The organism is Mangrovicoccus ximenensis, assembly GCF_003056725.1.
GTDB lineage: Bacteria > Pseudomonadota > Alphaproteobacteria > Rhodobacterales > Rhodobacteraceae > Mangrovicoccus > Mangrovicoccus ximenensis.
Genome location: NZ_QBKZ01000002.1, coordinates 286685 through 308015, shown reverse-complemented (window position 1 = coordinate 308015; position 21331 = coordinate 286685). Strand labels below are relative to the sequence as shown.

Here is a 21331-nt window from a genome sequence, read left to right as displayed (position 1 = left end):
GCGCAGGAAGAACCGGTCCGAACCCATCACCGCCGCCGCCTGGTCGTCATGGAACGACACCGGCATCCCGTAATCCGAAAAGATCAGCTGGGTCAGGATCCGTTCGGACCGCTCCGCAGCGGGCACCAGATGCGCCACCACCGTCTGGAAGAAGGTCTCGTCCGGGATCCAGCTCGTCCGGAAGAACCGCGGCACCTCGGGACGGGACCGGCAGAAGGCCAGCACCGCCTCCGCCGTCCGCCGCCGCAGCGCCCACCATTGCGATCCGATCCGGAGCGGCAGGCCGGCAGGCAGCCGCCGCTCCAGCCCCAGCCGCTGCTGCCAGCGCCAGCAGGCGCGGAAGAGCCGCGGATGGCGGCGCTCGTTGACCGGATGGCGGTAAAGCACCCGCTCGGCCCGGAGCCCGGTCTTGATCCAGCCCGAGCGGAAGAAATCCCGGGCCTCGATATGGTCGCAGGCGGAGGCCTCCAGATGCGCGCGCAGCTCGCAGAGCGGGCGCAGCGGCATGCAGTCCCCCGACAGCAGCACCAGATGCCCGGCCCCGGGCGCAACCGTCAGCGCGCGGCGCATCATCGCCAGCGTCGCCTCGACCAGCGACCACTGCCCCCAGGCAGCACCCACATCGGCGGAACGCGGAACGTCTCCGTGACCACGGCCGGCACGGGACCATGGACGTCGGTCCGGCCGAGCTTCCAGTCGGTCCGGCCGGAGCAGGGATGCCACGGCCTCGGGCTGCAGATAAGCGCCACGGCGGGACGGAGCGTCCAGTCCCCGGGCAGCCCGACATGCCGAAGTTCGAGCGTGCCGAACTCGATCCAGCGGATCGGCTTCGGCGAAGAACGTGCTGCAGGCGGCGGCAGGTCGATGCAGCCTTGGCGCGGCCGGGCCGCTCGGTGGCGACATGCGCGAGGGTCACCGTCCGGGCGCCGATCATGCCCAGCAGGATGAGGCGGGACCTGCCCAGCGGGACATGCGGGGCAAGCGCCTTCTGCAGGCCGGCGCGAGCGCGGATATCCAGCGGGCGGTTCCCTTGGCGCGGTCGAGCCCGCCAGGAGCCGCCCTCCCGCCGATCGCCGCCACCCCAAGTCAACCGGTGCCGTGCAGTCCGGCCAAGTTCATCCGCTGAGCGCGTCAGGATCTGATATCGTCAAGGGAGCGAAGCCAAAAACGTGGCAACATCACCCGTCAGGCAGACCTCGGGAGCCGCATGGCGTCGAAGGGGCCGAGCTGGTCGGGCATGCTCCTCGAGCGGCCGTTGAAGGTGCGCTCGCCGACATGCGCCGCGTGCGCCTGGATGCGCGCGAGCCGGCGGCATGGGCGGCGCCGACGACCCCGGCCTGCGGGTCTGCGAAAAGCACCGGCGCGCAATCCGCGGTCAGGATCATCAGCACCACGCCCGGCGTTGCGGTGGCGACGGCATCGGCTTCGGGCAGGGGCTTCGAGGTCGGGCCGTCCACGGCGACGGCATCGGCGGAATGCACTTGGTTCACCCCGGCGAGGTCCTCGGGGCGGGCCTCGAGCGCGCCTGCGACGCGGGCGCGGTTGATATGGACCACCTCGGACTGGTCGGAGGAGCCGAAGCCGCAGTTCAGCCCCGAATAGATTCCCGAAGAGGCCCCACCCTTGCGGGTGAAGAAGCCGTGGCGGAAGGGCGAAAGCAAGTCGGAAGTGATGATCTCTAGGGCCATGGATGCAGTCCGGGGAGCGGCGGGCTTCCGGGAGAAGCGATGCCGAGCGACTTGAACACCGTTCCCATTTCGTCCGGATGGGTCAAGCGCCGATGTGCCGCGACCAGCGTGTCGAGCGGCTTGCCGTCGAGTCCGCGCGCCAGCGCCTGGGCGCGCTGGGTGATTCCGAGCCGTTCGAGGAACACGCCCTGCGGCACCATCGGCGAGACCGCGCAGTCCCGGCCGGCGTGGGCCAGCGCCTCGAAATCGACATGGGCGGTCAGATCGGCCTCGCCGGGATGCGCCAGCGGATCGGCCCGCTCGTGGCGGCGCACCGCCTGCCGGCTGCGCGATGCGCTGCGCGGCGGGCAGGACCTCCCGGCGCAGGCGCAGAGCGCAGGCCTCGTCCCGGCGCTGCTGACCGCCGCCGCCTTCACTTGGGCCAATCCGCATGTCTATCTCGACACGCTCGGGCTGATCGGAGCCGTCTCCACCCAGTACCAAGGCGCCGCGAAGGCCGCCTTCGCGCTCGGCGCCATCGCGGCCTCCTTCGTGTTCTTCTTCTCTCTGGGCTACGGCGCGCGCCTCCTCGCGCCGGCGATGCGGAGCCCGCGGGCCTGGCGCCGTCTCGACCTGGCAATCGCCGCGGTGATGCTGGCGCTCGCCGCAAACCTTCTCCGCGGGCTCGCCGCCTGAGCCTGCAGGTTGTCCCCGAGATCCGGACACCCTGCCAATCGTTCCGCCAGCGAGTGCGGGGATGGAGGGCGGGGCCGGCAAACGGACAAACGACAGCGCCGCGTTCGAGGCATGAGGAGGATCAGAAATCGATCCGGGGGATCGACTTCCCCGCGATTGGGTCGCCCCGGCGGCGCTCGGGAGCGATGCGGCGGCCGCCGAGCCAGTGGCGAAGCGCGGCATGCGTCAGACAGCGACCGACATCTGGCGCGAGGGGCCGCCCGCCACCGGTCCAAGGGCGTTGCCCGCCCTCGGGCAATCGAGGGGGTGGCCAAGGCGAAGGCTGCCGGGAAGGAGGGACGCCTTTGCGGGCCGGCGCCTGCCCGGAATCACGGGGGCTGCGGGGAGCTCGATGGCGCGGCCGCCGCCGGAGGTGAGGAACCCGGTCAGCTCTTCCAAGGTGGGCTCCAGCGCGGCCCCGAGAAGCCCGCATTCCCAGACCGTCGCGACCCGCCAGCCAGCCTCGAGCAGCAGGCTGCGGTTGCGGGCGTCGCGCGCGACATTGCCCTCGAATTTCGCGGCCCAGTACTCCGCGCGGCTCGCGGGCGTCGAGGCCCGCGGACAGCCTTCATGGCGGTGCCAGAAGCAGCCATGCACGAAGACGGCCGTGTTCCACTTGCGCAGCACCAGATCGGGCGAGCCGGGCAGCTTGCGCACATCGACGCGGAAACGGAACCCGGCGGCATGCAGCGCCCGGCGCAGCGCCAATTCGGGTTTCGTGTCCTTGCGACGGATCGCGGCCATCATCCGCGACCGCACCTCGGGCGTGACGGTATCGGCCATGTTGCTGCCTCCTGCCGTTTCCCGGAGCCTAGGCGATCCGGCGCGGCAGGGAAACCGGGCCGTCGCTCAGAGCGGCGGCGGGCGGAAACCGGGGGCGACCTCCCCGCCGATTGCCATCAGCGCGGCCTCCGATCCCGGCGGGCCGATCAGCTGCATTCCGACCGGCAGCCGTCCCGCGACCGGGGCCGGGAAGGCCAGCGCCGGCAGGGCAGCGCGCGGCGCGGCTCGATCTCGAGGAGCGGCGCCACCGTGCGGCTCTGGCGCGCCCAGTCGGCGCCGTCGGACAGGAACAGCCCGTTGCCGAGCAGCGGCCCCAGCGCCCCGGCCAGATGCGGCGATTTCGGAAAATCGTCCGGCCGCTCCTGCAGAACGGTGCGGATCAGCCCGGGATCGTTGACGACATAGGAGCGGAAGAACGGCGTGCGGAACTCGGCCATCTTGGCGCGGTAGAGCCGCGGCGACTGGGCCGAGAGGATGTCCTTGCGCAACAGCGACAGGAAGCGCAGCGGCCCGATCCGTCCGCCCCGACCGGGCGGTTTCGGCGGCAGGCCGGTCACCGCGCCGCCTCCGGGCGCAGATCCGCCGCGATCCGTCCCGGAGACGGGGCCCGCCCGGAGAACACCTCCTCCAGCCGCTCCGGCCCGCAGGCGGTGCGGACCCAGTCGAAGCCCGAGGGATCATCGAAGGCGCAGAGATACTGGTGATGGCGGCGGAAGAAGCGGAAGGTCATGGCCCTGCGTCTAGCGGGCGAGAGGCTGCGCGAATACGCGGCGGACAGCACCAGCGGACCGCCGCCCGCCCCCGAGACCGCCGCCGGATCGCAGAGCGCGAAGCAGCACGGGTCGCCCGGCGCAGTGACGTCGACCCAGGGCGTGCCGCCCTCTGCAACCGTTGCCGCTGGAGGACATCCCGCGCGGCGATCCGGTGGCGGCGGCCGTCGAGGCCGTGGCTGCGATGGACGAAACCGTGCTGCCGCTGCAGGGGCCGCCGGGCACCGGAAAGACCTATGTCACCGCCCGCGCGATCCTGGCGCTGGTCCGGCAGGGCCGGCGCGTGGCGGTCAGCTCCAACAGCCACGAGGCGATCCGCAACGTCCTGAGCGGCTGCGTGGCCGCGCTGGAGCCCGGCGATGCGGTCAGCCTTGCCCACAAGACCGGCAGCGAGGACGGCTATCCGGCCGGGAGCCCGGTCGCCCGCGTGGCGCGCAACGACGATCCGCGGCTGCTGCAGGCCGATATCGCCGGCGGCACGGCCTTCCTCTTCGCCCGGCCCGAATTCGAGCAGGCCTTCGACTGGCTCTTTGCCGACGAGGCCGGGCAGGTGAGCCTCGCCAACATGGCGGCGATGGGACGCGCGGCGCGCAACATCGTGCTGGTCGGCGATCCGGCGCAGCTGCCGCAGGTGATCCAGGGGGCGCATCCCGAACCGGCCGGGCTTTCCTGCCTCGACTGGATGCTCGGCGGCGCAGCCACGGTGCCGCCGGAGCGCGGCCTGTTCCTGCCGGTGTCGCGCCGGATGCATCCTGCGGTCTGCGGCTTCGTCTCGGAGCAGATCTATGGCGGGCGGCTGGCGGCCCATCCGGATGAGGGCCGGCTGGCCGCGCCGCACCGTTCCTCGGACATTCTCGGCGGGGTCTCGGCAGAGGTCGCCGCCCGCACCGGCATTCCCGAGGGCACCCCGGTCGCCTGCGGCATCCATGACAGCAACGCCTCGCTCTACCCGCATCTGCTGGGCCGCGAGGGCGCCTTCTCGGTCGTCTCCACCGGCACCTGGGTGGTCGCCATGGCGATCGGCGCCGCGCCGCGGGACCTCGATCCGGCGCGCGACACGCTGGTCAATGTCAACGCGATGGGCGACCCGGTGCCGTCGGCGCGGTTCATGGGCGGGCGCGAATACGAGATCGTCCGCCAAGGATCGGCGGCCGTCCCGACGGAGGCCGACCGAAGGTCGGTTCTGGGCGGGCTGATGCTGCTGCCCTCGGTCGAGCCCGGCAGCGGTCCCTTCCCTGGCGTCTGCGGCGGCTGGACCGCCCCGCCACCCACCGAAGGCGCCCGGATGCTGGCCCTGTCCTGGTACCTGGCGCTGATGACCGATACCTGCCTCGATCTGGTCGGCGCCCAGGGCCCGGTGATCGTCGAGGGTCCCTTCGCGGCCAATCCGGATTACCTGGAGATGCTGGCCGCGCTGCGTCCCGGCGGCGTCGAGACCGCGGCCTCGGCCACCGGCACCAGCATCGGCGCGGCGCTGCTGCTGCTGCCGGATGCCCCGCCGCGGGCGGCAGCAGGATCAGCGCGGCCAGCGTGGCGACATAGAGCAGCCCGATCATCAGCCAGCGGGCCTGGCGCGGCGCCTTCAGCGCCCAGCCGGCCAGCCAGATCGCGGCGGCGGCGGCGAGGAACAGGATCATCGCGGCGCCTCCGTCAGGGGCATCCGGGTGCGGGCGCAGGGCATGGGACGGTCCTTTCCGGCTCGGCTAGGTTCCCTGTCTGCCCCCGGAAAGGCCTGCGATCAATGGGCGAAAGGGGTCATTCGGCCGGAACGCGCACCAGCGCGAAGGCCTCCTTGACCAGCGGGTCGAGCCCGTCGCCGCCCGCTTCCATATGGGCCGCCAGCTGCTGGCGGTCGATCATCTGCTCGTTCGACAGCTTGTGGCTCTGCTTGCCGGCCAGATAGACCATGCCCGCGCCCGCGCCGCCGCCGGTGAAGCCGACATCGGTCATCAGCGCCTCGCCCGGCCCGTTGACCACGCAACCGATGATGCTGAGGCTCATCGGCGTCTTGATATGCTCGAGACGCTTCTCCAGGACCTCGACGGTCTTGATCACGTCGAAGCCCTGCCGCGCGCAGCTCGGGCAGGAGATGATGTTGACGCCGCGATGGCGCAGGCCCAGGGATTTCAGGATCTCGTAGCCGACCTTGACCTCCTCGACCGGATCGGCCGAGAGCGAGACGCGGATCGTGTCGCCGATGCCCATCCACAGGAGGTTGCCGAGCCCGATGGCCGACTTGATCGTGCCGGAGACCAGCCCGCCCGCCTCGGTCACGCCCAGATGCAGCGGACAGTCGGTCGCCTCGGCCAGCGCCTGGTAGGCGGCGGCGGTCAGGAACACGTCGGAGGCCTTCACCGAGACCTTGTATTCGCGGAAATCATTGTCCTCGAGGATGCGGATATGCTCCAGCGCCGAAGCCACCATCGCGTCGGGGCACGGCTCGCCGTACTGCTCCAGCAGATGGCGCTCCAGCGAGCCCGCATTGACGCCGATGCGGATCGAGCAGCCATGGTCCTTGGCGGCCTTGATGACCTCCTTGACCCGCTTCTCGTCGCCGATATTGCCCGGATTGATCCGCAGGCAGGCGGCGCCCGCCTCGGCCGCCTCGATGGCGCGCCTGTAGTGGAAATGGATGTCGGCGACGATCGGCACCGGGCTTTCGCGCACGATCTCCTTCAGCGCCTTGGTCGCCGCCTCGTCCATATCGTCGAGCAGGTCGAGAAGAAGGCGGCCGAGATCGACGCAGCGGCCGAGGTCGAGGCGGCGGAGTAGCAGGCCCGCGGCCGGGCTCAGTCCCGGCCTTTTTCCGGAGGGATTGCATGTCGGCACGCAAGTACCGGCTGGGGCGGATGGCGGCGTGGCTGCTGTCGCTCCTCGGATGGGGGATCATGGCGGGCGGCGGCGTTGCCGTCGCTCTCGGGATGTTCCAGGTGATCGCGATGGGCACGCGCGACCTGGCGACGCTCGCGCCCTATCTCGGCGGCGGCTTCGCGGTGCTGCTGAACGGCCTCTTCATGGTGGCGGGCGCGCAGCTGATGCTGGCGGTCTTCGACATCGCCCTGTCGGGGCGGGCGCTGGTGCTCAGCGTGCCGGGCCAGCCCGCGGCCCCCGCGAGCGGCGCCGCGCGGCGGCCGACCAGCACGACATTCGCGCCTTCGGCCGAGAACCGGCGCGCCGCCGCTGCCCCCATGCCCGTGCCTGCGCCGGTCACGATCACGGTCTTGTCCTCGAAACGGGTCATTCGGCTCTCCTTTTCCGTCGCTTGCGGGGCGGCCGCCCCGCTCCGGGGAAAACCGCGCGGCGCGGCCGGTTGTTCCGCCATCCGGAGTTTCCAGCGCAAAGGAAGCAGGCAGCCCGCCCTTCCGGAACCGGCCGGGACGCGGATTTGTCGCGGCTCCCCTTGCACGCCCGCGGCATATGTTGCATCCCGAAGCTGAAAGACCGAAGGACGGACATGGCGGACGGAACGATGGATATGAGTGCAAAGCCGACCGAGGAGATCTCGGTCCGCGAGGTTTTTGGCATCGACACCGATATGAAGGTGAAAGGCTTTGCCGAAGGCTCGGACCGCGTTCCGGATCTGGATCCGACCTACAAGTTCGATCCGGACACCACGCTGGCGATCCTCGCGGGCTTCTCGCATAACCGCCGCGTGATGATCCAGGGCTATCACGGCACCGGCAAATCCTCGCATATCGAGCAGGTCGCGGCGCGGCTGAACTGGCCGGCGGTGCGGGTGAACCTCGACAGCCACATCAGCCGGATCGACCTGATCGGCAAGGACGCGATCAAGCTCAAGGACGGCAAGCAGGTCACCGAGTTCCAGGAAGGCATCCTGCCCTGGGCGCTGTCGAATCCCTGCGCGATTGTCTTCGACGAATACGATGCCGGCCGCGCCGACGTGATGTTCGTGATCCAGCGCGTGCTGGAAGCCGACGGCAAGCTGACGCTTCTCGACCAGAACCGCGTCCTGACCCCGCACCCGGCCTTCCGTATCTTCGCGACGGCGAACACCGTGGGCCTCGGCGACACGACCGGCCTCTATCACGGCACCCAGCAGATCAACCAGGGCCAGATGGACCGCTGGTCGCTGGTCGCCACGCTGAACTACCTGTCGCATGATGCCGAGACCAACATCGTGCTGGCGAAGAACCCGCATTACAACACCGCCGCGGGGCGCAAGCAGATCGGCCAGATGGTGACCGTCGCCGACCTGACCCGGACGGCCTTCATGAACGGCGACCTCTCGACGGTGATGAGCCCGCGGACCGTGATCGCCTGGGCGCAGAACGCGGAAATCTTCCGCAACATCGGCTATGCCTTCCGGCTGTCCTTCCTCAACAAGTGCGACGAGCTGGAGCGCCAGACGGTGGCCGAGTTCTACCAGCGCTGCTTCGACGAGGAACTGCCCGAGAGCGCGGCGTCGCTGTCGGTCTGACCCGCCGCCTGCACGGCCACGTTTCCGAAACCGCCCCGGTCCTGCCGCGGGCGGTTTTCCTTTTCCGGGCGCCTTCCCCTACATCTGCGGCAGGACGGACCGGATCTTCTGCAGCTCGGAATAGGAATAAGGGGCCTTCCCGCCCCCCTTGTCGGCCTTCTGGTAGCTGGACTGCGCCTTCAGGATCTCGACGCCGATCGCATCGAAGCTGGCTTTCAGCGGCAGGAACGGGTTCACGGTGCCGAAGGCTTCCCAGTAATAGATCCGCCACGTCACCGAATTGTTCTTCTTGAAGAAGGCGATCAGCTTCTGCTCGCAGGAGTCCGGATAGGTCTCGCCATGGACGGTCATGGCCACGCTGGGCGCCGCGTCAATGCTCCGGCACGGCGAACTGGTCAGGAAGATCTCGCAGCTCTTGGGCGGCTTTTGCCTTCTTTGCCAATAGGCCTGCATGCAGGCCTTCCAGCTGGCGATCATCACCATCTCGGCATGGGCGCTGGCCCCGTCCAGCTTGCCCGCATCACCCTGGCAAAAATTGCTGATCCCCGCCGCGGACAGGCTCGGGGCGCTCAGGAAATCAAAGTAGATCGCGCCGCCGATGCCCAGCACCAGGCCGATCTGGTTCGGCCCGCGCTTCGACACGGCCCCGCAGGCGGATGTCAGGGTGTCGTGCTGCGCCATTTGCTCCCTCCCGCAACCGGACTTGCCCCAAGGCTAGCGGCACCTACCCCTGCGTCAAAGGGAATATTCTCCGGGGGAAGCCATCCACACCCATCCCCCGAAAACAGAAAGGCCCGCCGGAACGGCAGGCCTCTTCGGTTCGGATGCCGGATGTCCGGGCTGAGGATCAGGCGCGGACGCGGATCGCCAGCACCGTGAAGTAGAAGGCGATGATCCCGAGGCAGACCGGGTTGGTGACGATGGAAGAAACGAAATCGAACATGGCACGATACTCCGTGTGCGGTTGGGGCAAGGCGCAAGTAGGGCGGGCGCCGTTACTGCCCGGTTAAGTCCGCCCGGGCGCGTGCACACCTAGTTAGCAATTCCTTGCCGGGCAAGGCCGCCAGCGTGGGGTCAGGCTTGCCCCAGATGCATGACTGCGCGGCAGCCCCGCCCGGCCCCGCTCAGCCGTCCAGCGCCCAGACATCCGCCTCCAGCCAGCAGCCATCGCCGATCCGGTGGTCCTCTGGACTGTCATGGGTGATCAGCCAGGTGCCGTCCTGCCAGCGCACCAGCCCCTCGGGATTGTCGGTATCGCCCTTGTAGGGCAAGGCCTTGGCCAGCCCGACCTCCTCCGCGCCGCGCACGCCCGGGGCGCGCGCCTTGGTGCCGTCCGTCCAGCGCCAGATGGCCGAGCGCCCGCCCGAGGCCAGGGGCGTGCCGGTCAGCACCAGGATGTCGTCGCCGTCGAGCGCCAGGTCGCGCACGCCATGGCCGCCGAGCGGCAGCAGGTGCTTGACGTAGCGCCGCTCGCCGTCGATCTTGCGCGGCTTCAGCCAGCCGTCCGAGGTCTCCTTGATCCGCAGTTCCAGGATCACCGAATGGCCGCGCAGCACGGGACCGCGCAGCCCCAGCCAGACCCGGTCGCCGCGCGCCGCGATGCCCTCGATGTCGAGCCCGTTATCCTTCGACGGGATCTCCAGGAACGCCCCCAGATGCGGATCCCCGGCCAGCCATTTGCGCAGCCGCCCCAGCTTCTTCGGCTTAAGCATCCCCGCCTTGCGCGGCCCGTCCTTCTTCACCGGCACCGGCCCGTCCGGCCCGACGTCAAGCGGCACCCGGCCGAGGAACTGGCGGTTCTCGTCCCATTTGATCCCGGCCATGTCCTCGAGCCGCTCGTCCGGATCGTCATCGGGATCGGGCTTGCCGCGCTTCAGCGACTGCGAGCCGGTGATCCACAGCCAGTCGCCGTCGACCGCCAGCCCCTCGATGTCCATCTCGCCCTCCGGCCCGCCCGGCAGATCGAAAATCTCGCCGAGCGAGAAATGCGCGTGGTTGCCCCAGCCCTCCTCGTCGGGCGTCAGCCGCTCGATCCCGGCGGTCTCGTCGCAGCTCAGCAGCAGCGCCTCGCCGTGGCGCGTGGCGGTGGAGATGTCGAGATGCACCTCTTCCTCATGGGCGTCGGGGTCGAAGGTCAGCCGCACCTGGCCGATCGGCTTGCCCCGGGTCGTCCTGCGCTTGCTCGTCTTGGCTTTGGTCATCGCACTTTTCCTTTCGGTTCCCCCGGACAATCCGCGCCCCTGCCGCGCGGTTCCCGCGCAAGCGCCGCAGACGGGACGGATTGCGCAACCGCCCCGCGCGGACTAGATCCCGGACATCATGCCTGAGACCGAACTGAAATTCGCCCTCGACGCCGCCGCCTTCGCGCATCTGCGCGCCCGGCTGGATCAGCTTGGCGCACCCGAACGCCGCATTCTCCACAGCGTCTATTTCGACACCCGCAAGCTCCGGCTGAAGAAGGCCGGGGTCGCGCTCAGGATGCGGCGCGACGGCGAGCGCTGGATCCAGACGGTGAAGGCCAAGGCCCGCAACCATGGCGGGCTGCAGCGCGCCGAGGAGGCCGAGGCCGATATGCCCGACGCGCTGATCGACCTCACCGCCATCCCCGACGAGACGCTGCGGGTGACCGTGCAGGCCGCGCTGAAGGGGCGGATGCTGCAGCCGGTCTGCGAGACCCGGATGGAGCGCCTGCTGCTGGTGGTCCATGGCGCGGAGGGCGCGGCGGTCGAAGTGGCGCTCGACGAGGGGCTGATCGCCGCCGGGGACCGTGCCGAGACCTTCCGCGAGCTGGAGCTGGAGCTGAAATCCGGCCCGCTTTCCGCGCTTTACGAGCTGGCCGCCGATCTGCTTCCCGAGACCGGGGCGGTACCCTCGATGCTGTCGAAATCCGAGCGCGGCTATCTCCTGGCCGCCGAGGGCCGCATCCATCCCCCGGCCGTGCCGCATCCCGCCGCCGAGGTGGCGGTCGCGCGCAGCCAGACGGCGGGCGAGGCACGCGCTCGGCAAGCCGAGTTTTCCGACGGAATGGGCCGTGGCCGACCGCGGCTATCTCGGACACAAGATTGCCGCCGCAAAGGTGCTGACCAGCGGTCAGCGCCGCGGCGTGACGCCGAAGCCGGCGGCCGATTTGCGTCGGCGCTCGGCCATCGAATCCGAGACCGGCCACAGCGCGGCGCCGAACGCCACCGGTCCCCTTCAGCTGGCGCGCTGCCCGCTGAAGGGGACCGGTGGCGACGCGATCTTCGCCGCGCCCTGCGGCTGCGGCCACGACATCCGCAAGGTCCCCGCCCGCCTCCGGCCATTTGGGCCTGGCTCAACGCAGCCATCGTCGTGTCCATGACCGCAGATCGGCCCCCTGACCGGGACTGTGCCGCCGCCTGATGCAGGTGTTCGGGATCGACGCGTCAGCCCGCCCGCCGGGTGACCGGCGGCGGTCAGCCCCGTGGGATCGGCGGCGACCGAGAGCACCCGGACCAGAAGGCGGCGGCATTCGACAGGCGCCCGGGCCGGCCGGCCATCGGCAATCATCCTCACCACATGGCCAAGGAATGCCGCCTGCCCGGGGACGTCCAAGTCCGCAGGGTCAGCCCGAGCAGCTGGCCCCGCCGAGGACGCAGAACTTGGCGCAGTGGGGGTGGTTCAGGGCGACATCGCCTTCGGCTTCCTCCAGCGTCGCGCCCAGCTCGAATTCCGCGTCATAGGGCAGGAGGGTGCAGGCCAGGACCGCGGGCCGCTCGGCGCCGCGGCGCTTGACCACCATGCGCGAGGAGGCGCACATCACGCTGTCCGGGGATTTGCCGAGGATGTCCCAGCAGGCCGTGGTGATCTCGGGCACGTCGGCGGTCTCGTCCATCTCGGGGAAGAGCACGCAGGCCGAAGGGTCCCCGGCTTCGATCGGATAGTGCCGCATCGCGAAGAGCCGGGCGAAGCCCGCGCGGGCCTCTGCCTCGGTCTCGCCCCACATGGTGCGCCCGGCCACTGCCATGGCGATGCCCTGGTCGCGCAGCCAGTCCATGCCGTCGAGCGTCTTGCCGTAGCTGCCGGCGCCGCGCTCCTCGTCATGCTGCGCCTCGCCGTAATGGTCGAGCGAAATCCGCAGCGTCAGCTTCGCCGGATAGGCCGCGTTCAGCCGCTTGAGCCCGTCCTGCACCCGCGGCCGCATCATCGGCTGCATCGCGTTGGTCAGGATCAGCACCTCGTAGCCGCGGGCCAGCGCGGCCTCCGCCATGGCGATCATGTCGGGATTCATGAAGGGCTCGCCGCCGGTGAAGCCGATCTCGCGCACGCCCCAGCGCCGCTGGCCGAGCTGGTCGAGGAAGTCCCCGACCTCCGCCAGCGACAGGTATTCCAGCCGGTCGTTGGTCGGCGAGCTCTCGATGTAGCAATGCGTGCAGGCGATGTTGCAAAGCGTGCCGGTATTGAACCACAGTGTCGTCGGGTCGCGGAGGGCGACAGTTGCGCGGGGTTCGCCTTTAGCGGTAACATCGCGCTGCCGGAACTTGTTTCCGCGGGCGGAAATGGCGTGATCGGGCTGGTCTTTCATCGGTCCCCCTGACTGCTCCGCGGAACATATCCCGCCTGCGGGGATCGGCAAAGCATCGGAAGGCTCCTCTGTCGGAGCTGTGAACAGGCACTAGTTGCAAGCGCCCCGCACCGCCGGGGCAGGAATATGGGGCAGGATCATGGCAGCACGCATCATTCCGGTCGAGGATTTCGACCTGGTCATCTTCGGCGGGACCGGCGATCTCGCCCGCCGCAAGATCCTTCCCGGTCTCTACCGGCGCTTCGTCACCGGCCAGATGCCGCCCGAAGCGAAGATCATCGGCGCGGCGCGCGGCGACATGGACGCCGAGGGCTACCGCGACTTCGTGCGCGCGGCGCTGCATGAATTCCTGCCCGCCGGGGATTGCCGTCCGGGCGACGTGGCGCAGTTCCTCGACCGGCTGGATTTCCAGAGCGTCGACGCCAAGGGCGAGGGCGGCTGGAACGAGATGAAGCCGAAGCTTCGCGAAGGCGTGGTGCGGGCCTTCTACTTCTCGGTCAGCCCGTCGCTGTTCGGCGACATCGCGGAACGGCTGCGCACCCACGGGCTGGCGCTGCGCGACAGCCGCATCGTGGTGGAGAAGCCCTTCGGCCATGACCTGGCCTCGGCCAAGGCGCTGAATGCCGAACTGGCGGAGCATTTCGCGGAAGACCAGATCTACCGGATCGACCACTATCTCGGCAAGGAAACCGTCCAGAACCTGATGGCCGTGCGCTTCGGCAACATCCTGTTCGAGCCGCTGTGGAACCACCAGTACATCGACAACGTCCAGATCACCGTCGCCGAGACCGTGGGCGTGGGCGGCCGCGGCAGCTATTACGACCACTCGGGCGCGATGCGCGACATGGTGCAGAACCACATCATGCAGCTGATCTGCCTGATCGCGATGGAGCCGCCCGCGAAGATGGACCCGGATGCGGTGCGCGACGAGAAGCTGAAGGTGATCCGCGCGCTCGATCCGGCGACGCGGGAACATACCGTGCGCGGGCAATACGCCGCCGGGCAGGGCGGGCCGAGCTATCTCGAGGATGTCGAGAATCCCGGCTCGATGACCGAGAGCTTCATCGCGATGCAGCTGTCGATCTCCAACTGGCGCTGGAAGGGCACGCCGTTCTTCATCCGCACCGGCAAGCGGATGAAGGCGCGGGTCTCGGAAATCGTCATCACCTTCCAGGCGACGCCGCATTCGATCTTCGACGCCGATGCCGGCGGCATGCCGAACCAGCTGGTGATCCGGCTGCAGCCGAACGAGGGCATGGACCTGCGCGTCACCATCAAGGAGCCGGGCCCGGGCGGCATGCGGCTGATCGACGTGCCGCTCGACATGACCTTCGCCGAACGCTTCGGCCAGGAGGCGGCGGGCTCGGATGCCTATGAACGCCTGATCATGGACGTGATCCGCGGCAACCAGACGCTGTTCATGCGCGGCGACGAGGTGGAGGCCGCCTGGGCCTGGACCGACCCGATCCTGAAGGAATGGGAAGACAAGCACGACCGGCCGATTCCCTACGAGCCGGGCAGCGCGGGGCCGGACCAGTCGCTGGCGCTGCTGCACCGCTCGGGCCGCAGCTGGCGGGAGATCAAGGGATGAATCTCGTCACCTATCCCGACCGCGAGATGATGATGATCGACGTCGCCAACATGATGGCGGGCGAGCTGCGCACCGCGCTGGCGGCGAACGGCACGGCGACGCTGGCGGTGCCGGGCGGCAGCACGCCGGGGCCGGTCTTCGACAATCTCTGCGAAGTCGATCTCGACTGGGCGAATGTCACCGTCATGCTGACCGACGAGCGCTGCGTGCCCGAAACCTCGGACCGCTCGAACACCCGCCTGATCCGCGAGCGGCTTTTGACCGGCAAGGCGGCGGCGGCCAGGTTCGTCTCCTTCGCGATCGACCCGGCGACGGAGCTGGAGCGGCTGCAGGACGAGGTCGCGGCGCATCTGCCGCTGAGCCTGCTGCTGCTCGGGATGGGGGCGGACATGCACACCGCCTCGCTCTTTCCCGGCGCGCCGGAGCTTCCCGCCGCGCTGGCCGATGACGCGCCCGCGGTGGTGACGATGACGCCGCAGGACGGGCTGGAGCCGCGGGTCACCCTGTCGGGCCGGGTGCTGAAGGGCGCGATGTCGGCCCATGTGCTGGTCACGGGCGAGGAGAAGCGGGCCGCGCTCGAGGCTGCGGCAAAGCTCCACGATGCGCAGGACGCGCCGATCCGTACTGTGCTCGGCGACGCGACAATCCACTGGGCTGAGTGAAAAGTGAGTACCATGTCTGAGTTCTGGCAGAAGCTGGCGGCGCACCGCGCCGCGACCGAGGCGACGAAGATCATCGATCTCTTCGCTGCCGATCCCGAGCGCGCGAAGGGCTTCTCTGCCGCGCTCGGCGAGATGGTCTTCGACTATTCCAAGACCTCGATCGACGCCGCGGCGCTCGAGCTGCTGACCGGCCTGGCCGAGGATCGCGGCGTCGCCGCGCGCCGCGAGGCGATGTTCTCGGGCGAGAAGATCAACGATACCGAGGGCCGCGCCGTGCTGCATACCGCGCTGCGCAACCTCGATGCCGCCGTCGTGGTCGATGGCGAGGACGTGATGCCGGAGGTGCGCGCGACGCTCGACCGCTGCTGCGCCTTCGCCGAAGAGGTCCGCTCGGGCATGTTCAAAGGGCAGGGCGGCAAGATCACCGATGTGGTCAATATCGGCATCGGCGGCTCCGACCTCGGCCCGGCGATGGCGGCGCTGGCCCTGTCGCCCTATGCCGACGGGCCGAAGCTGCATTTCGTCTCGAACGTGGACGGCGCGCAGATCGCCGAAGTGCTGGCCGGGCTGAACCCGGAAACCACGCTGGTGATCGTCTCGTCGAAGACCTTCACCACGATCGAGACCATGACCAATGCCGAGACCGCCAAGGCCTGGATGGCCAAGACGGTCCGGAACCCGGCCGCGCAATTCGCCGCCGTCTCGACCTCGGCCGAGAAGACCGCGGCCTTCGGCATCGACGCATCGCGCGTCTTCGGCTTCGCCGACTGGGTCGGCGGGCGCTATTCGATGTGGGGGCCGATCGGGCTGAGCCTGATGATCGGTGTCGGGGCGGAGGATTTCCGCGCCTTCCTGAAGGGCGGGGCGGAGATGGACACCCATTTCCGCGAGGCGCCGTTCGGCGAGAACCTGCCCGTGCTGCTGGCGCTGGTCGGCATCTGGCACCATCAGATCTGCGGCTATCCGAGCCGCGCGGTGCTGCCCTATGACCAGCGGCTGGCGCGTCTGCCCGCCTATCTGCAGCAGCTCGAGATGGAATCGAACGGCAAGTCGGTCTGCATGGACGGCACGGCGCCCGCCACCGTCACCGGCCCGATCGTCTGGGGCGAGCCCGGCACCAACGGCCAGCACGCCTTCTACCAGCTGATCCACCAGGGCACGGGCGTGGTCCCCTGCGAATTCATGGTCGCCGCGAAGGGGCATGAGCCGGAACTGGCGCATCATCACCAGCTCCTGGTCGGCAACTGCCTCGCGCAGGCCGAGGCGCTGCTGCTCGGGCGTTCGATGGAGACCGCGCGCGGCCTGATGGAACAGGCCGGTTTCGAAGGCGCGGAGCTGGAGCGCCAGGCCGCGCACCGGGTCTTCCCGGGCAACCGGCCCTCGACCATGCTGGTCTATCCGCAGCTGACGCCGGAGATCCTCGGCAAGATCATCGCGCTCTACGAGCACCGGGTCTTCGTCGAGGGCGTGATCCTCGGCATCAACAGCTTCGACCAGTGGGGCGTCGAGCTCGGCAAGGAGCTGGCCAAGGCGCTCGGTCCGGTGCTGGCGGGCGAGACCGGCACCGGGGACAAGGACGGCTCCACCGCCATGCTGGTCGATTACATCCGCAGCCACGGCTGAGATCGCGCCGCAGACGCTTTGCGGGGCCCGGGGACCACCCCGGGCCTTTTGCGTTTCCGGCAACGGCGCGAACGGGCTTGGCGCAGGCGCGCTCCCGGACAATCCTGCGGCCATGGCAGTCGCGGGCGGGGCAGGCATGGCGGGCGGCAGATGACATCCGGGGCAGGGCGATGGACAGGCGCGGGCGGCCTCCCGCCCGGAACAGGGCCAGCCGCTGCAGCCCGGTGCGGACGGTGCGGCTTGCCGAGAAGGCGATGATCGGCGCATGCGAGGGCTGCCGCGCGGCTGCGCGCGCCAGCCGGAGCACTGCGTCCGGCGCGGTGGCGGATCCCAGTCCGACCAGCGCGGTCCAGACATCGAGATAGGCGCGGGCATTCACGCCATGGGTCTCCGTCTGCAGATGGTCGGCGGGCAGTCCTGCCTGGCTGAGCACCTCGGCCGGATCGATGTCCAGCAGGCCGCAGCCGAGCCGGACCATCCGCGCCACCGGATAGAGCGACTTTCTACTCATGGGCTCCCCTCCCGTTATGGTTGTTTTCTTTCATACTGCCTGTCGGGGGGAGTCTGGCAAGCTCTGTGGCGCGAATTGTTAGCAGCTTGGCACATATTGCAAGTCAGGTGCCGTGGTGAATCCCGTGCGGCATGGCAGGATGGGAGACCGAAGGGACAACCCCGGGGCGTGCGCCGACCTCCGCGCGCCGCGCCGGGCCCGAAGCCAAGGGTGGAGCGCGAAGATGACGACTTCTCTGACATTGAACGGCAATCCGGTGACCGTGGAGGCGGAACCGGGCACGCCGCGCGGCACGGTCGGGAAGTTGATCGGCTGGACGTAGATGCCGTGATCTTCCAGCAGCCGGTCCGAGATCATCTTGCACTTCACCGGGTCGCCGACCAGCAGCGGCACGATATGGCTGCCGTTGTCGATGATCGGCAGGCCCATGCCCTTGAGCCGCGCCTTGAGGATGCGGGCCGCCGCCTGGTGGTGCTCGCGCCGCGCCGCGTCCGTCTTGAGATGCGCGATCGAGGCCGCCGCCCCTGCCGCCACCACCGGGGGCAGCGAGGTGGTGAAGATGAAGCCCGGGGCATAGGACCGGATCGCGTCGCACATCCTGGCCGAGGCCGCGATATAGCCGCCATGGACGCCGAAGGCCTTGCCCAGCGTGCCGTTGACGATGTCGATGCGATGGACATTGCCCTGGGCCTCGGTCACGCCGCCGCCGCGCGGACCGTACATGCCCACCGCATGGACCTCGTCGATATAGGTCAGCGCGCCGAATTCGTCGGCAAGATCGCAGATCGCGTCGATCGGGCCGAAATCGCCGTCCATCGAGTAGACCGATTCAAACGCGATCAGCTTCGGCACNGCCGGCCGGGATGCTTTCGAGGATCTCGCGCAGATGGCCCAGGTCGTTGTGGCGGAAGATGTGCTTGGGGCAGTTGCCGTGGCGGATGCCCTCGATCATCGAGGCGTGGTTCAGCTCGTCCGAGATGATGTGCAGCCCCGGGAACAGCTTCGGCAGCGTCGAGAGCGTCGCGTCGTTGGCGATGTAGGCCGAGGTGAAGACCAGCGCGGCTTCCTTCTGGTGGAGGTCGGCAAGCTCGGCCTCCAGCTGCTTGTGCCAGACGGTCGTGCCCGAGATGTTGCGCGTGCCGCCCGACCCGGCGCCGGTCGCGTCCAGCGCCTCGTGCATCGCCGCGAGAACCGCCGGGTGCTGGCCCATGCCGAGATAGTCGTTGCCGCACCAGACCGTCACCGGTTTCGTCGTGCCGTCGGGCTTGTGCCAGACGGCATGGGGGAAGTTCCCCTTTTCCCGGGCAATGTCGATGAAGGTGCGGTACCGGCCTTCCTGGTGAAGGCGCTCCAGCGCCGCGTCGATGCTGGCGGAATAGTCCACTGCGGTCTTGCCCTTTTCGTGGCTGGGCCCCCGGTTCCGGAGACCTGGTTTCGGTCCTGGGTCAGTCCCAAGCGTTACTTGCCCGGATATGTGGCACAAATGCAATGCTGCCCGGCGCACAATTTCGTAAATCGCAGACCAAAGTTCTAGCGCAGCTGCACCTTTGCCAGCCGCCCGGAGGCCCGCGCCTTGATCCATGTCAAGCGCCCCGCTTCCGCCCGCCGGAGGCGCCCGGCTGGCAATTCCGCGGAAAACATGCGAAAGTTGCAATGTCGAAAATGCCCCCCAACGCGAGCCCGGGCCGTCCGGCCGCCAGCCGGATCAGGTCCCGGAGCCGTCCGACCGGGAGGATGTCCACATGACCCCGTCCAGCCGTTTTGCGGCCCCGCCTCAGCCGCGCCATGTCCTGGCCGCGCTGGTCCTTGCACTCGGCCTGCCCGCCCAGGCCGAGGTGATCGGCAACTGCACGCCGAGGCAGGCGATCTTCGGCGGCGGCGGCGGCAGCCAGTTCACCGCTGTCGCGCCAAGCTCGATCCAGCTGCAGCACGGCAAATACGTCGATGCGATCATCCTCAACGGCCGCCAGCATGGCGGGACCGGCGGCATGCGGCCGATGGGCATGAGGCTCGGGCCCGGCGAATACATCAACCGCGTCCAGGTCCGCTCGGGCAAGCTGGTCGACCGGGTGTTCTTCACCACCAGCACCGGCAAGACGCTGGGCGGCGGCGGCATGGGCGGACAGGTGCGCGAGCTCGGCAACATCCGGGTGCTGACGATCGGCGGCCGCGCGGGCAAGTATCTCGACCAGCTCGAGATCACCTATTGCGCGAATTACCTGCAATAGCGGCGATGCCCCGCAACCAAAGGTTAATCCTGCACAATCCCGGTCGCCCCGCCTGCCCCGGACCGGGCATTTTTCCGCCCAACCGCCGCCCGCGCGCTTTGACATGGCGCGCGAGGACGGCTCTGAATGTGCGGGCCCTTCTGCGGGCTTCCTAGCGAGTCGAGACGATGGACACAGACCAGACCAGACGCGACATCCTGAAGGCGCTCGGCGCCGGTGCCTTCTTCCTGCTGCCGCGCCTTGCCGCCGCGCAATCCCCGGCCCAGGCGACCGGAGAGGCGACGCCCTTCTCCTTCGACATCCTCAAGGGCATGGCGCGCGATCTGGCGCAGCATCCCTTCACGCCGATGAACGTGGCCGATGCCGGGATCATCGACCTGATCGATTACGACGCCCACAACCGGATATCCTACCGCGCCGAAGACACGCTCTGGGCGGAACAGGGCGACCGCTCGCCGGTGCAGTTCTTCTTCCCCGGCCGCTACTTCCCGCTGCCGGTGCATGTCTACGCGGTCGAGGACGGGATGGCACGCGAGGNTGCCGTTCTCGCTCGATCTCTTCGACATCCCCGAGGGCAACCCGGCGCGCGAGCTGACCCAGACCGAGGGCTTCGCGGGCTTCCGCGTGATGAACCCTGACATGAAATCCGACTGGATGGCCTTCCTCGGGGCGGCCTATTGGCGGACCTCCGGCTATTCGGGCCAGTTCGGCCTCTCGGTGCGCGGCCTCGCCATGGACACCGCGATTCCGGATGGTCCGGAGGAATTCCCGCGCTTCACCCGCTTCTGGCTGGAACCCGGCGAAAGTGGCGCGCTGACCGCCTATGCGCTGATGGAGAGCCCGCGCTCGACGGGCGCCTACAAGATCGCCAGCCACCAGGACAACGGCATCATCCAGGATGTCGAGGCCGCGGTCTTCCTGCGCGGCGACGTCAAGCGCATGGGGCTGGCGCCGCTGACTTCGATGTTCTGGTACGGCAAGATGAACGAGCGGCTCGGCACCGACTGGCGCCCGGAAATCCATGACAGCGACGGTCTGGAAATCCTGGCAGGCTCGGGCGAGCGCATCTGGCGGCCGCTCAACAACCCGCCGCGCACCATGGCCAATGCCTTCTCGACGCCTTCGGTGCAGGGCTTCGGCCTGATGCAGCGCGAACGCGACTTCGAGCGCTATCTAGATGACGGCGTGTTCTACGAGAAGCGCGCCTCGGTCTGGGTCGCGCCCACGGAGGACTGGGGCGACGGCGCGGTGACGCTGGTCGAGATCCCGACGAATGACGAGATCCACGACAACATCGTCGCGATGTGGACCCCGGGCGGCGATGCGGTGGCGGGCCGGGAATACAATTTCGGCTACCGGCTGAGCTGGCTCGAGGATTGTCCGGTGCCGCAGAGCACGGGGCGCTTCTCGGCGGTGCGGATCGGCAAGGGCGGCGTTCCGGGCCAGCCGCGTCCCGCAGGCGTGGCCAAGATCGTCTGCGATTTCGACGGCATGGGGCTCGACGGGCTCGGCCGCGGCGACGGCGTGGCGCTGGAGGTCTCGGCCTCGCGCGGCACGACCGGCAACACCGATGTCTTCCCGGTCGTGTCGACCGATTACTGGCGCGCGATGTTCGATCTCGATGTCTCGCAGCTTGCCCAGGATGACGACACGCCGGTCGACCTGCGGCTCTACGTGACGCATGAGGGCGACGCGAAGACCGAGACGCTGCTGCTGCAGCTCTTCCCGTCGCAGCTGCGCGCGCAGCTCGACGGCATGTGAGCTACGGCCTCCCTGCCCC

General features: G+C 69.0%; 17 protein-coding genes and 6 pseudogenes. 11 read left to right on the top strand and 12 right to left on the bottom strand.

Going from position 1 to position 21331, the window contains the following annotated elements; all coding sequences use genetic code 11:
- Positions 1–141 precede the first annotated feature (141 nt).
- The 3 genes and pseudogenes from C7T91_RS37785 to C7T91_RS35100 all read right to left on the bottom strand — a co-directional run.
- Positions 142–903: pseudogene (locus tag C7T91_RS37785) on the bottom strand (beta-1,6-N-acetylglucosaminyltransferase); the annotation flags it as partial.
- A gap of 407 nt (positions 904–1310) precedes the next feature.
- Positions 1311–1688: pseudogene (locus C7T91_RS07870) on the bottom strand (polyphenol oxidase family protein); the annotation flags it as partial.
- Positions 1679–2002 carry an SAM-dependent methyltransferase gene (locus C7T91_RS35100; protein ID WP_236638089.1) on the bottom strand — a complete coding sequence of 108 codons (324 nt, stop codon included), beginning with the start codon at positions 2000–2002 and terminating at the stop codon, positions 1679–1681. The gene C7T91_RS35100 and the pseudogene C7T91_RS07870, both read right to left, overlap by 10 nt.
- Here C7T91_RS35100 and C7T91_RS33380 point away from each other — a divergent pair.
- Positions 1887–2363 carry a LysE/ArgO family amino acid transporter gene (locus tag C7T91_RS33380; RefSeq protein WP_236638113.1) on the top strand — a complete coding sequence of 159 codons (477 nt, stop codon included), beginning with the start codon at positions 1887–1889 and terminating at the stop codon, positions 2361–2363. The genes C7T91_RS35100 and C7T91_RS33380 overlap by 116 nt on opposite strands.
- A gap of 225 nt (positions 2364–2588) precedes the next feature.
- Here C7T91_RS33380 and C7T91_RS07855 read toward each other — a convergent pair whose 3' ends face one another.
- The 3 genes from C7T91_RS07855 to C7T91_RS32345 all read right to left on the bottom strand — a co-directional run bounded on the left by C7T91_RS07855 (position 2589) and on the right by C7T91_RS32345 (position 3915).
- On the bottom strand, positions 2589–3185 hold the full coding sequence (locus C7T91_RS07855; RefSeq protein WP_108258764.1) for a very short patch repair endonuclease: 597 nt from the start codon (positions 3183–3185) through the stop codon (positions 2589–2591).
- A gap of 146 nt (positions 3186–3331) precedes the next feature.
- Positions 3332–3742 (bottom strand): hypothetical protein, encoded by a 411-nt coding sequence (locus tag C7T91_RS07850; RefSeq protein WP_108258763.1) that lies wholly within the window; start codon positions 3740–3742, stop codon positions 3332–3334.
- Positions 3739–3915, bottom strand: a complete 177-nt coding sequence (locus tag C7T91_RS32345) for a hypothetical protein (RefSeq protein ID WP_161555794.1) — start codon at positions 3913–3915, stop codon at positions 3739–3741. Before C7T91_RS32345 ends, C7T91_RS07850 begins: the two co-directional genes overlap by 4 nt.
- A gap of 161 nt (positions 3916–4076) precedes the next feature.
- On the opposite strand from C7T91_RS32345, the gene C7T91_RS35095 reads away from it, so the two are divergent.
- Positions 4077–5858: an AAA domain-containing protein gene (locus C7T91_RS35095; protein ID WP_236638088.1), complete on the top strand. Its 1782-nt coding sequence runs from the start codon at positions 4077–4079 to the stop codon at positions 5856–5858.
- Here C7T91_RS35095 and ispG read toward each other — a convergent pair.
- Positions 5777–6655 (bottom strand): annotated as a pseudogene (ispG, locus tag C7T91_RS07840) (flavodoxin-dependent (E)-4-hydroxy-3-methylbut-2-enyl-diphosphate synthase); the annotation flags it as partial. The gene C7T91_RS35095 and the pseudogene ispG sit on opposite strands and share 82 nt — an antisense overlap.
- 271 nt (positions 6656–6926) lie before the next feature.
- Positions 6927–7196, bottom strand: a complete 270-nt coding sequence (locus tag C7T91_RS37780; protein ID WP_108258762.1) for an SDR family NAD(P)-dependent oxidoreductase — start codon at positions 7194–7196, stop codon at positions 6927–6929.
- Between the two features lie 213 nt (positions 7197–7409).
- Here C7T91_RS37780 and cobS point away from each other — a divergent pair, with 213 nt between their 5' ends.
- On the top strand, positions 7410–8393 hold the full coding sequence (gene cobS / locus C7T91_RS07830) for a cobaltochelatase subunit CobS (protein ID WP_108258761.1): 984 nt from the start codon (positions 7410–7412) through the stop codon (positions 8391–8393).
- 78 nt (positions 8394–8471) lie between these two features.
- On the opposite strand, the gene C7T91_RS07825 is transcribed toward cobS, so the two are convergent.
- Positions 8472–9074 (bottom strand): cytidine/deoxycytidylate deaminase family protein, encoded by a 603-nt coding sequence (locus C7T91_RS07825; protein ID WP_108258760.1) that lies wholly within the window; start codon positions 9072–9074, stop codon positions 8472–8474.
- Positions 9075–9517: 443 nt separating this feature from the next.
- The gene (locus C7T91_RS07820; protein ID WP_108258759.1) at positions 9518–10594 is read right to left on the bottom strand and encodes a DUF3616 domain-containing protein; all 1077 of its coding nucleotides are present in this window, start codon (positions 10592–10594) and stop codon (positions 9518–9520) included.
- A 118-nt stretch (positions 10595–10712) separates the two neighbouring features.
- Between C7T91_RS07820 and C7T91_RS35085 the strand changes: the two are divergent.
- A pseudogene (locus C7T91_RS35085) lies at positions 10713–11282 on the top strand (CYTH domain-containing protein); the annotation flags it as partial.
- Between the two features lie 139 nt (positions 11283–11421).
- A pseudogene (locus tag C7T91_RS35080) lies at positions 11422–11691 on the top strand (IS5/IS1182 family transposase); the annotation flags it as partial.
- Positions 11692–11976: 285 nt separating this feature from the next.
- Here the strand turns inward: C7T91_RS35080 and C7T91_RS07810 are convergent.
- Positions 11977–12936: a radical SAM protein gene (locus C7T91_RS07810; RefSeq protein WP_108258757.1), complete on the bottom strand. Its 960-nt coding sequence runs from the start codon at positions 12934–12936 to the stop codon at positions 11977–11979.
- A 139-nt stretch (positions 12937–13075) separates the two neighbouring features.
- Between C7T91_RS07810 and zwf the strand changes: the two genes are divergently transcribed.
- Genes zwf through pgi form a run of 3 tightly spaced genes read left to right on the top strand, consistent with a single transcriptional unit; the run spans position 13076 to position 16812 of the window.
- Positions 13076–14527 (top strand): glucose-6-phosphate dehydrogenase, encoded by a 1452-nt coding sequence (zwf, locus tag C7T91_RS07805; protein ID WP_108258756.1) that lies wholly within the window; start codon positions 13076–13078, stop codon positions 14525–14527.
- The gene (gene pgl / locus C7T91_RS07800) at positions 14524–15189 is read left to right on the top strand and encodes a 6-phosphogluconolactonase (RefSeq protein ID WP_108258755.1); all 666 of its coding nucleotides are present in this window, start codon (positions 14524–14526) and stop codon (positions 15187–15189) included. The genes zwf and pgl overlap by 4 nt, the downstream gene beginning before the upstream one ends.
- A gap of 12 nt (positions 15190–15201) precedes the next feature.
- Complete coding sequence (gene pgi, locus C7T91_RS07795; protein WP_108258754.1) at positions 15202–16812, top strand: glucose-6-phosphate isomerase; 1611 nt, start codon at positions 15202–15204, stop codon at positions 16810–16812.
- A gap of 793 nt (positions 16813–17605) precedes the next feature.
- Here pgi and hemA read toward each other — a convergent pair.
- Positions 17606–18707, bottom strand: a pseudogene (hemA, locus tag C7T91_RS07790) (5-aminolevulinate synthase); the annotation flags it as partial.
- Positions 18708–19065: 358 nt separating this feature from the next.
- On the opposite strand from hemA, the gene C7T91_RS07785 reads away from it, so the two are divergent.
- From C7T91_RS07785 to C7T91_RS07780, 3 genes are all read left to right on the top strand, one after another.
- Positions 19066–19551 carry a jacalin-like lectin gene (locus tag C7T91_RS07785; RefSeq protein WP_108258753.1) on the top strand — a complete coding sequence of 162 codons (486 nt, stop codon included), beginning with the start codon at positions 19066–19068 and terminating at the stop codon, positions 19549–19551.
- 167 nt (positions 19552–19718) lie between these two features.
- Positions 19719–20189 (top strand): glucan biosynthesis protein, encoded by a 471-nt coding sequence (locus tag C7T91_RS35075; RefSeq protein WP_236638087.1) that lies wholly within the window; start codon positions 19719–19721, stop codon positions 20187–20189.
- Positions 20179–21312 carry a glucan biosynthesis protein gene (locus C7T91_RS07780; protein WP_407943274.1) on the top strand — a complete coding sequence of 378 codons (1134 nt, stop codon included), beginning with the start codon at positions 20179–20181 and terminating at the stop codon, positions 21310–21312. The genes C7T91_RS35075 and C7T91_RS07780 overlap by 11 nt, the downstream gene beginning before the upstream one ends.
- Positions 21313–21331: the final 19 nt, after the last annotated feature.

Bases quoted from the DNA above. Each gene is read 5' to 3' on its own strand.
- pgi (WP_108258754.1), top strand. From the start codon at position 15,202: ATGTCTGAGTTCTGGCAGAAGCTGGCGGCGCACCGCGCCGCGACCGAG.
- C7T91_RS37780 (WP_108258762.1), bottom strand. From the start codon at position 7,196: ATGACCCGTTTCGAGGACAAGACCGTGATCGTGACCGGCGCAGGCACG.
- pgl (WP_108258755.1), top strand. From the start codon at position 14,524: ATGAATCTCGTCACCTATCCCGACCGCGAGATGATGATGATCGACGTC.
- C7T91_RS07820 (WP_108258759.1), bottom strand. From the start codon at position 10,594: ATGACCAAAGCCAAGACGAGCAAGCGCAGGACGACCCGGGGCAAGCCG.
- C7T91_RS07825 (WP_108258760.1), bottom strand. From the start codon at position 9,074: ATGGCGCAGCACGACACCCTGACATCCGCCTGCGGGGCCGTGTCGAAG.
- C7T91_RS32345 (WP_161555794.1), bottom strand. From the start codon at position 3,915: ATGACCTTCCGCTTCTTCCGCCGCCATCACCAGTATCTCTGCGCCTTC.
- C7T91_RS07855 (WP_108258764.1), bottom strand. From the start codon at position 3,185: ATGGCCGATACCGTCACGCCCGAGGTGCGGTCGCGGATGATGGCCGCG.
- zwf (WP_108258756.1), top strand. From the start codon at position 13,076: ATGGCAGCACGCATCATTCCGGTCGAGGATTTCGACCTGGTCATCTTC.
- C7T91_RS07780 (WP_407943274.1), top strand. From the start codon at position 20,179: ATGAACCCTGACATGAAATCCGACTGGATGGCCTTCCTCGGGGCGGCC.
- cobS (WP_108258761.1), top strand. From the start codon at position 7,410: ATGGCGGACGGAACGATGGATATGAGTGCAAAGCCGACCGAGGAGATC.
- C7T91_RS07810 (WP_108258757.1), bottom strand. From the start codon at position 12,936: ATGAAAGACCAGCCCGATCACGCCATTTCCGCCCGCGGAAACAAGTTC.
- C7T91_RS07785 (WP_108258753.1), top strand. From the start codon at position 19,066: ATGACCCCGTCCAGCCGTTTTGCGGCCCCGCCTCAGCCGCGCCATGTC.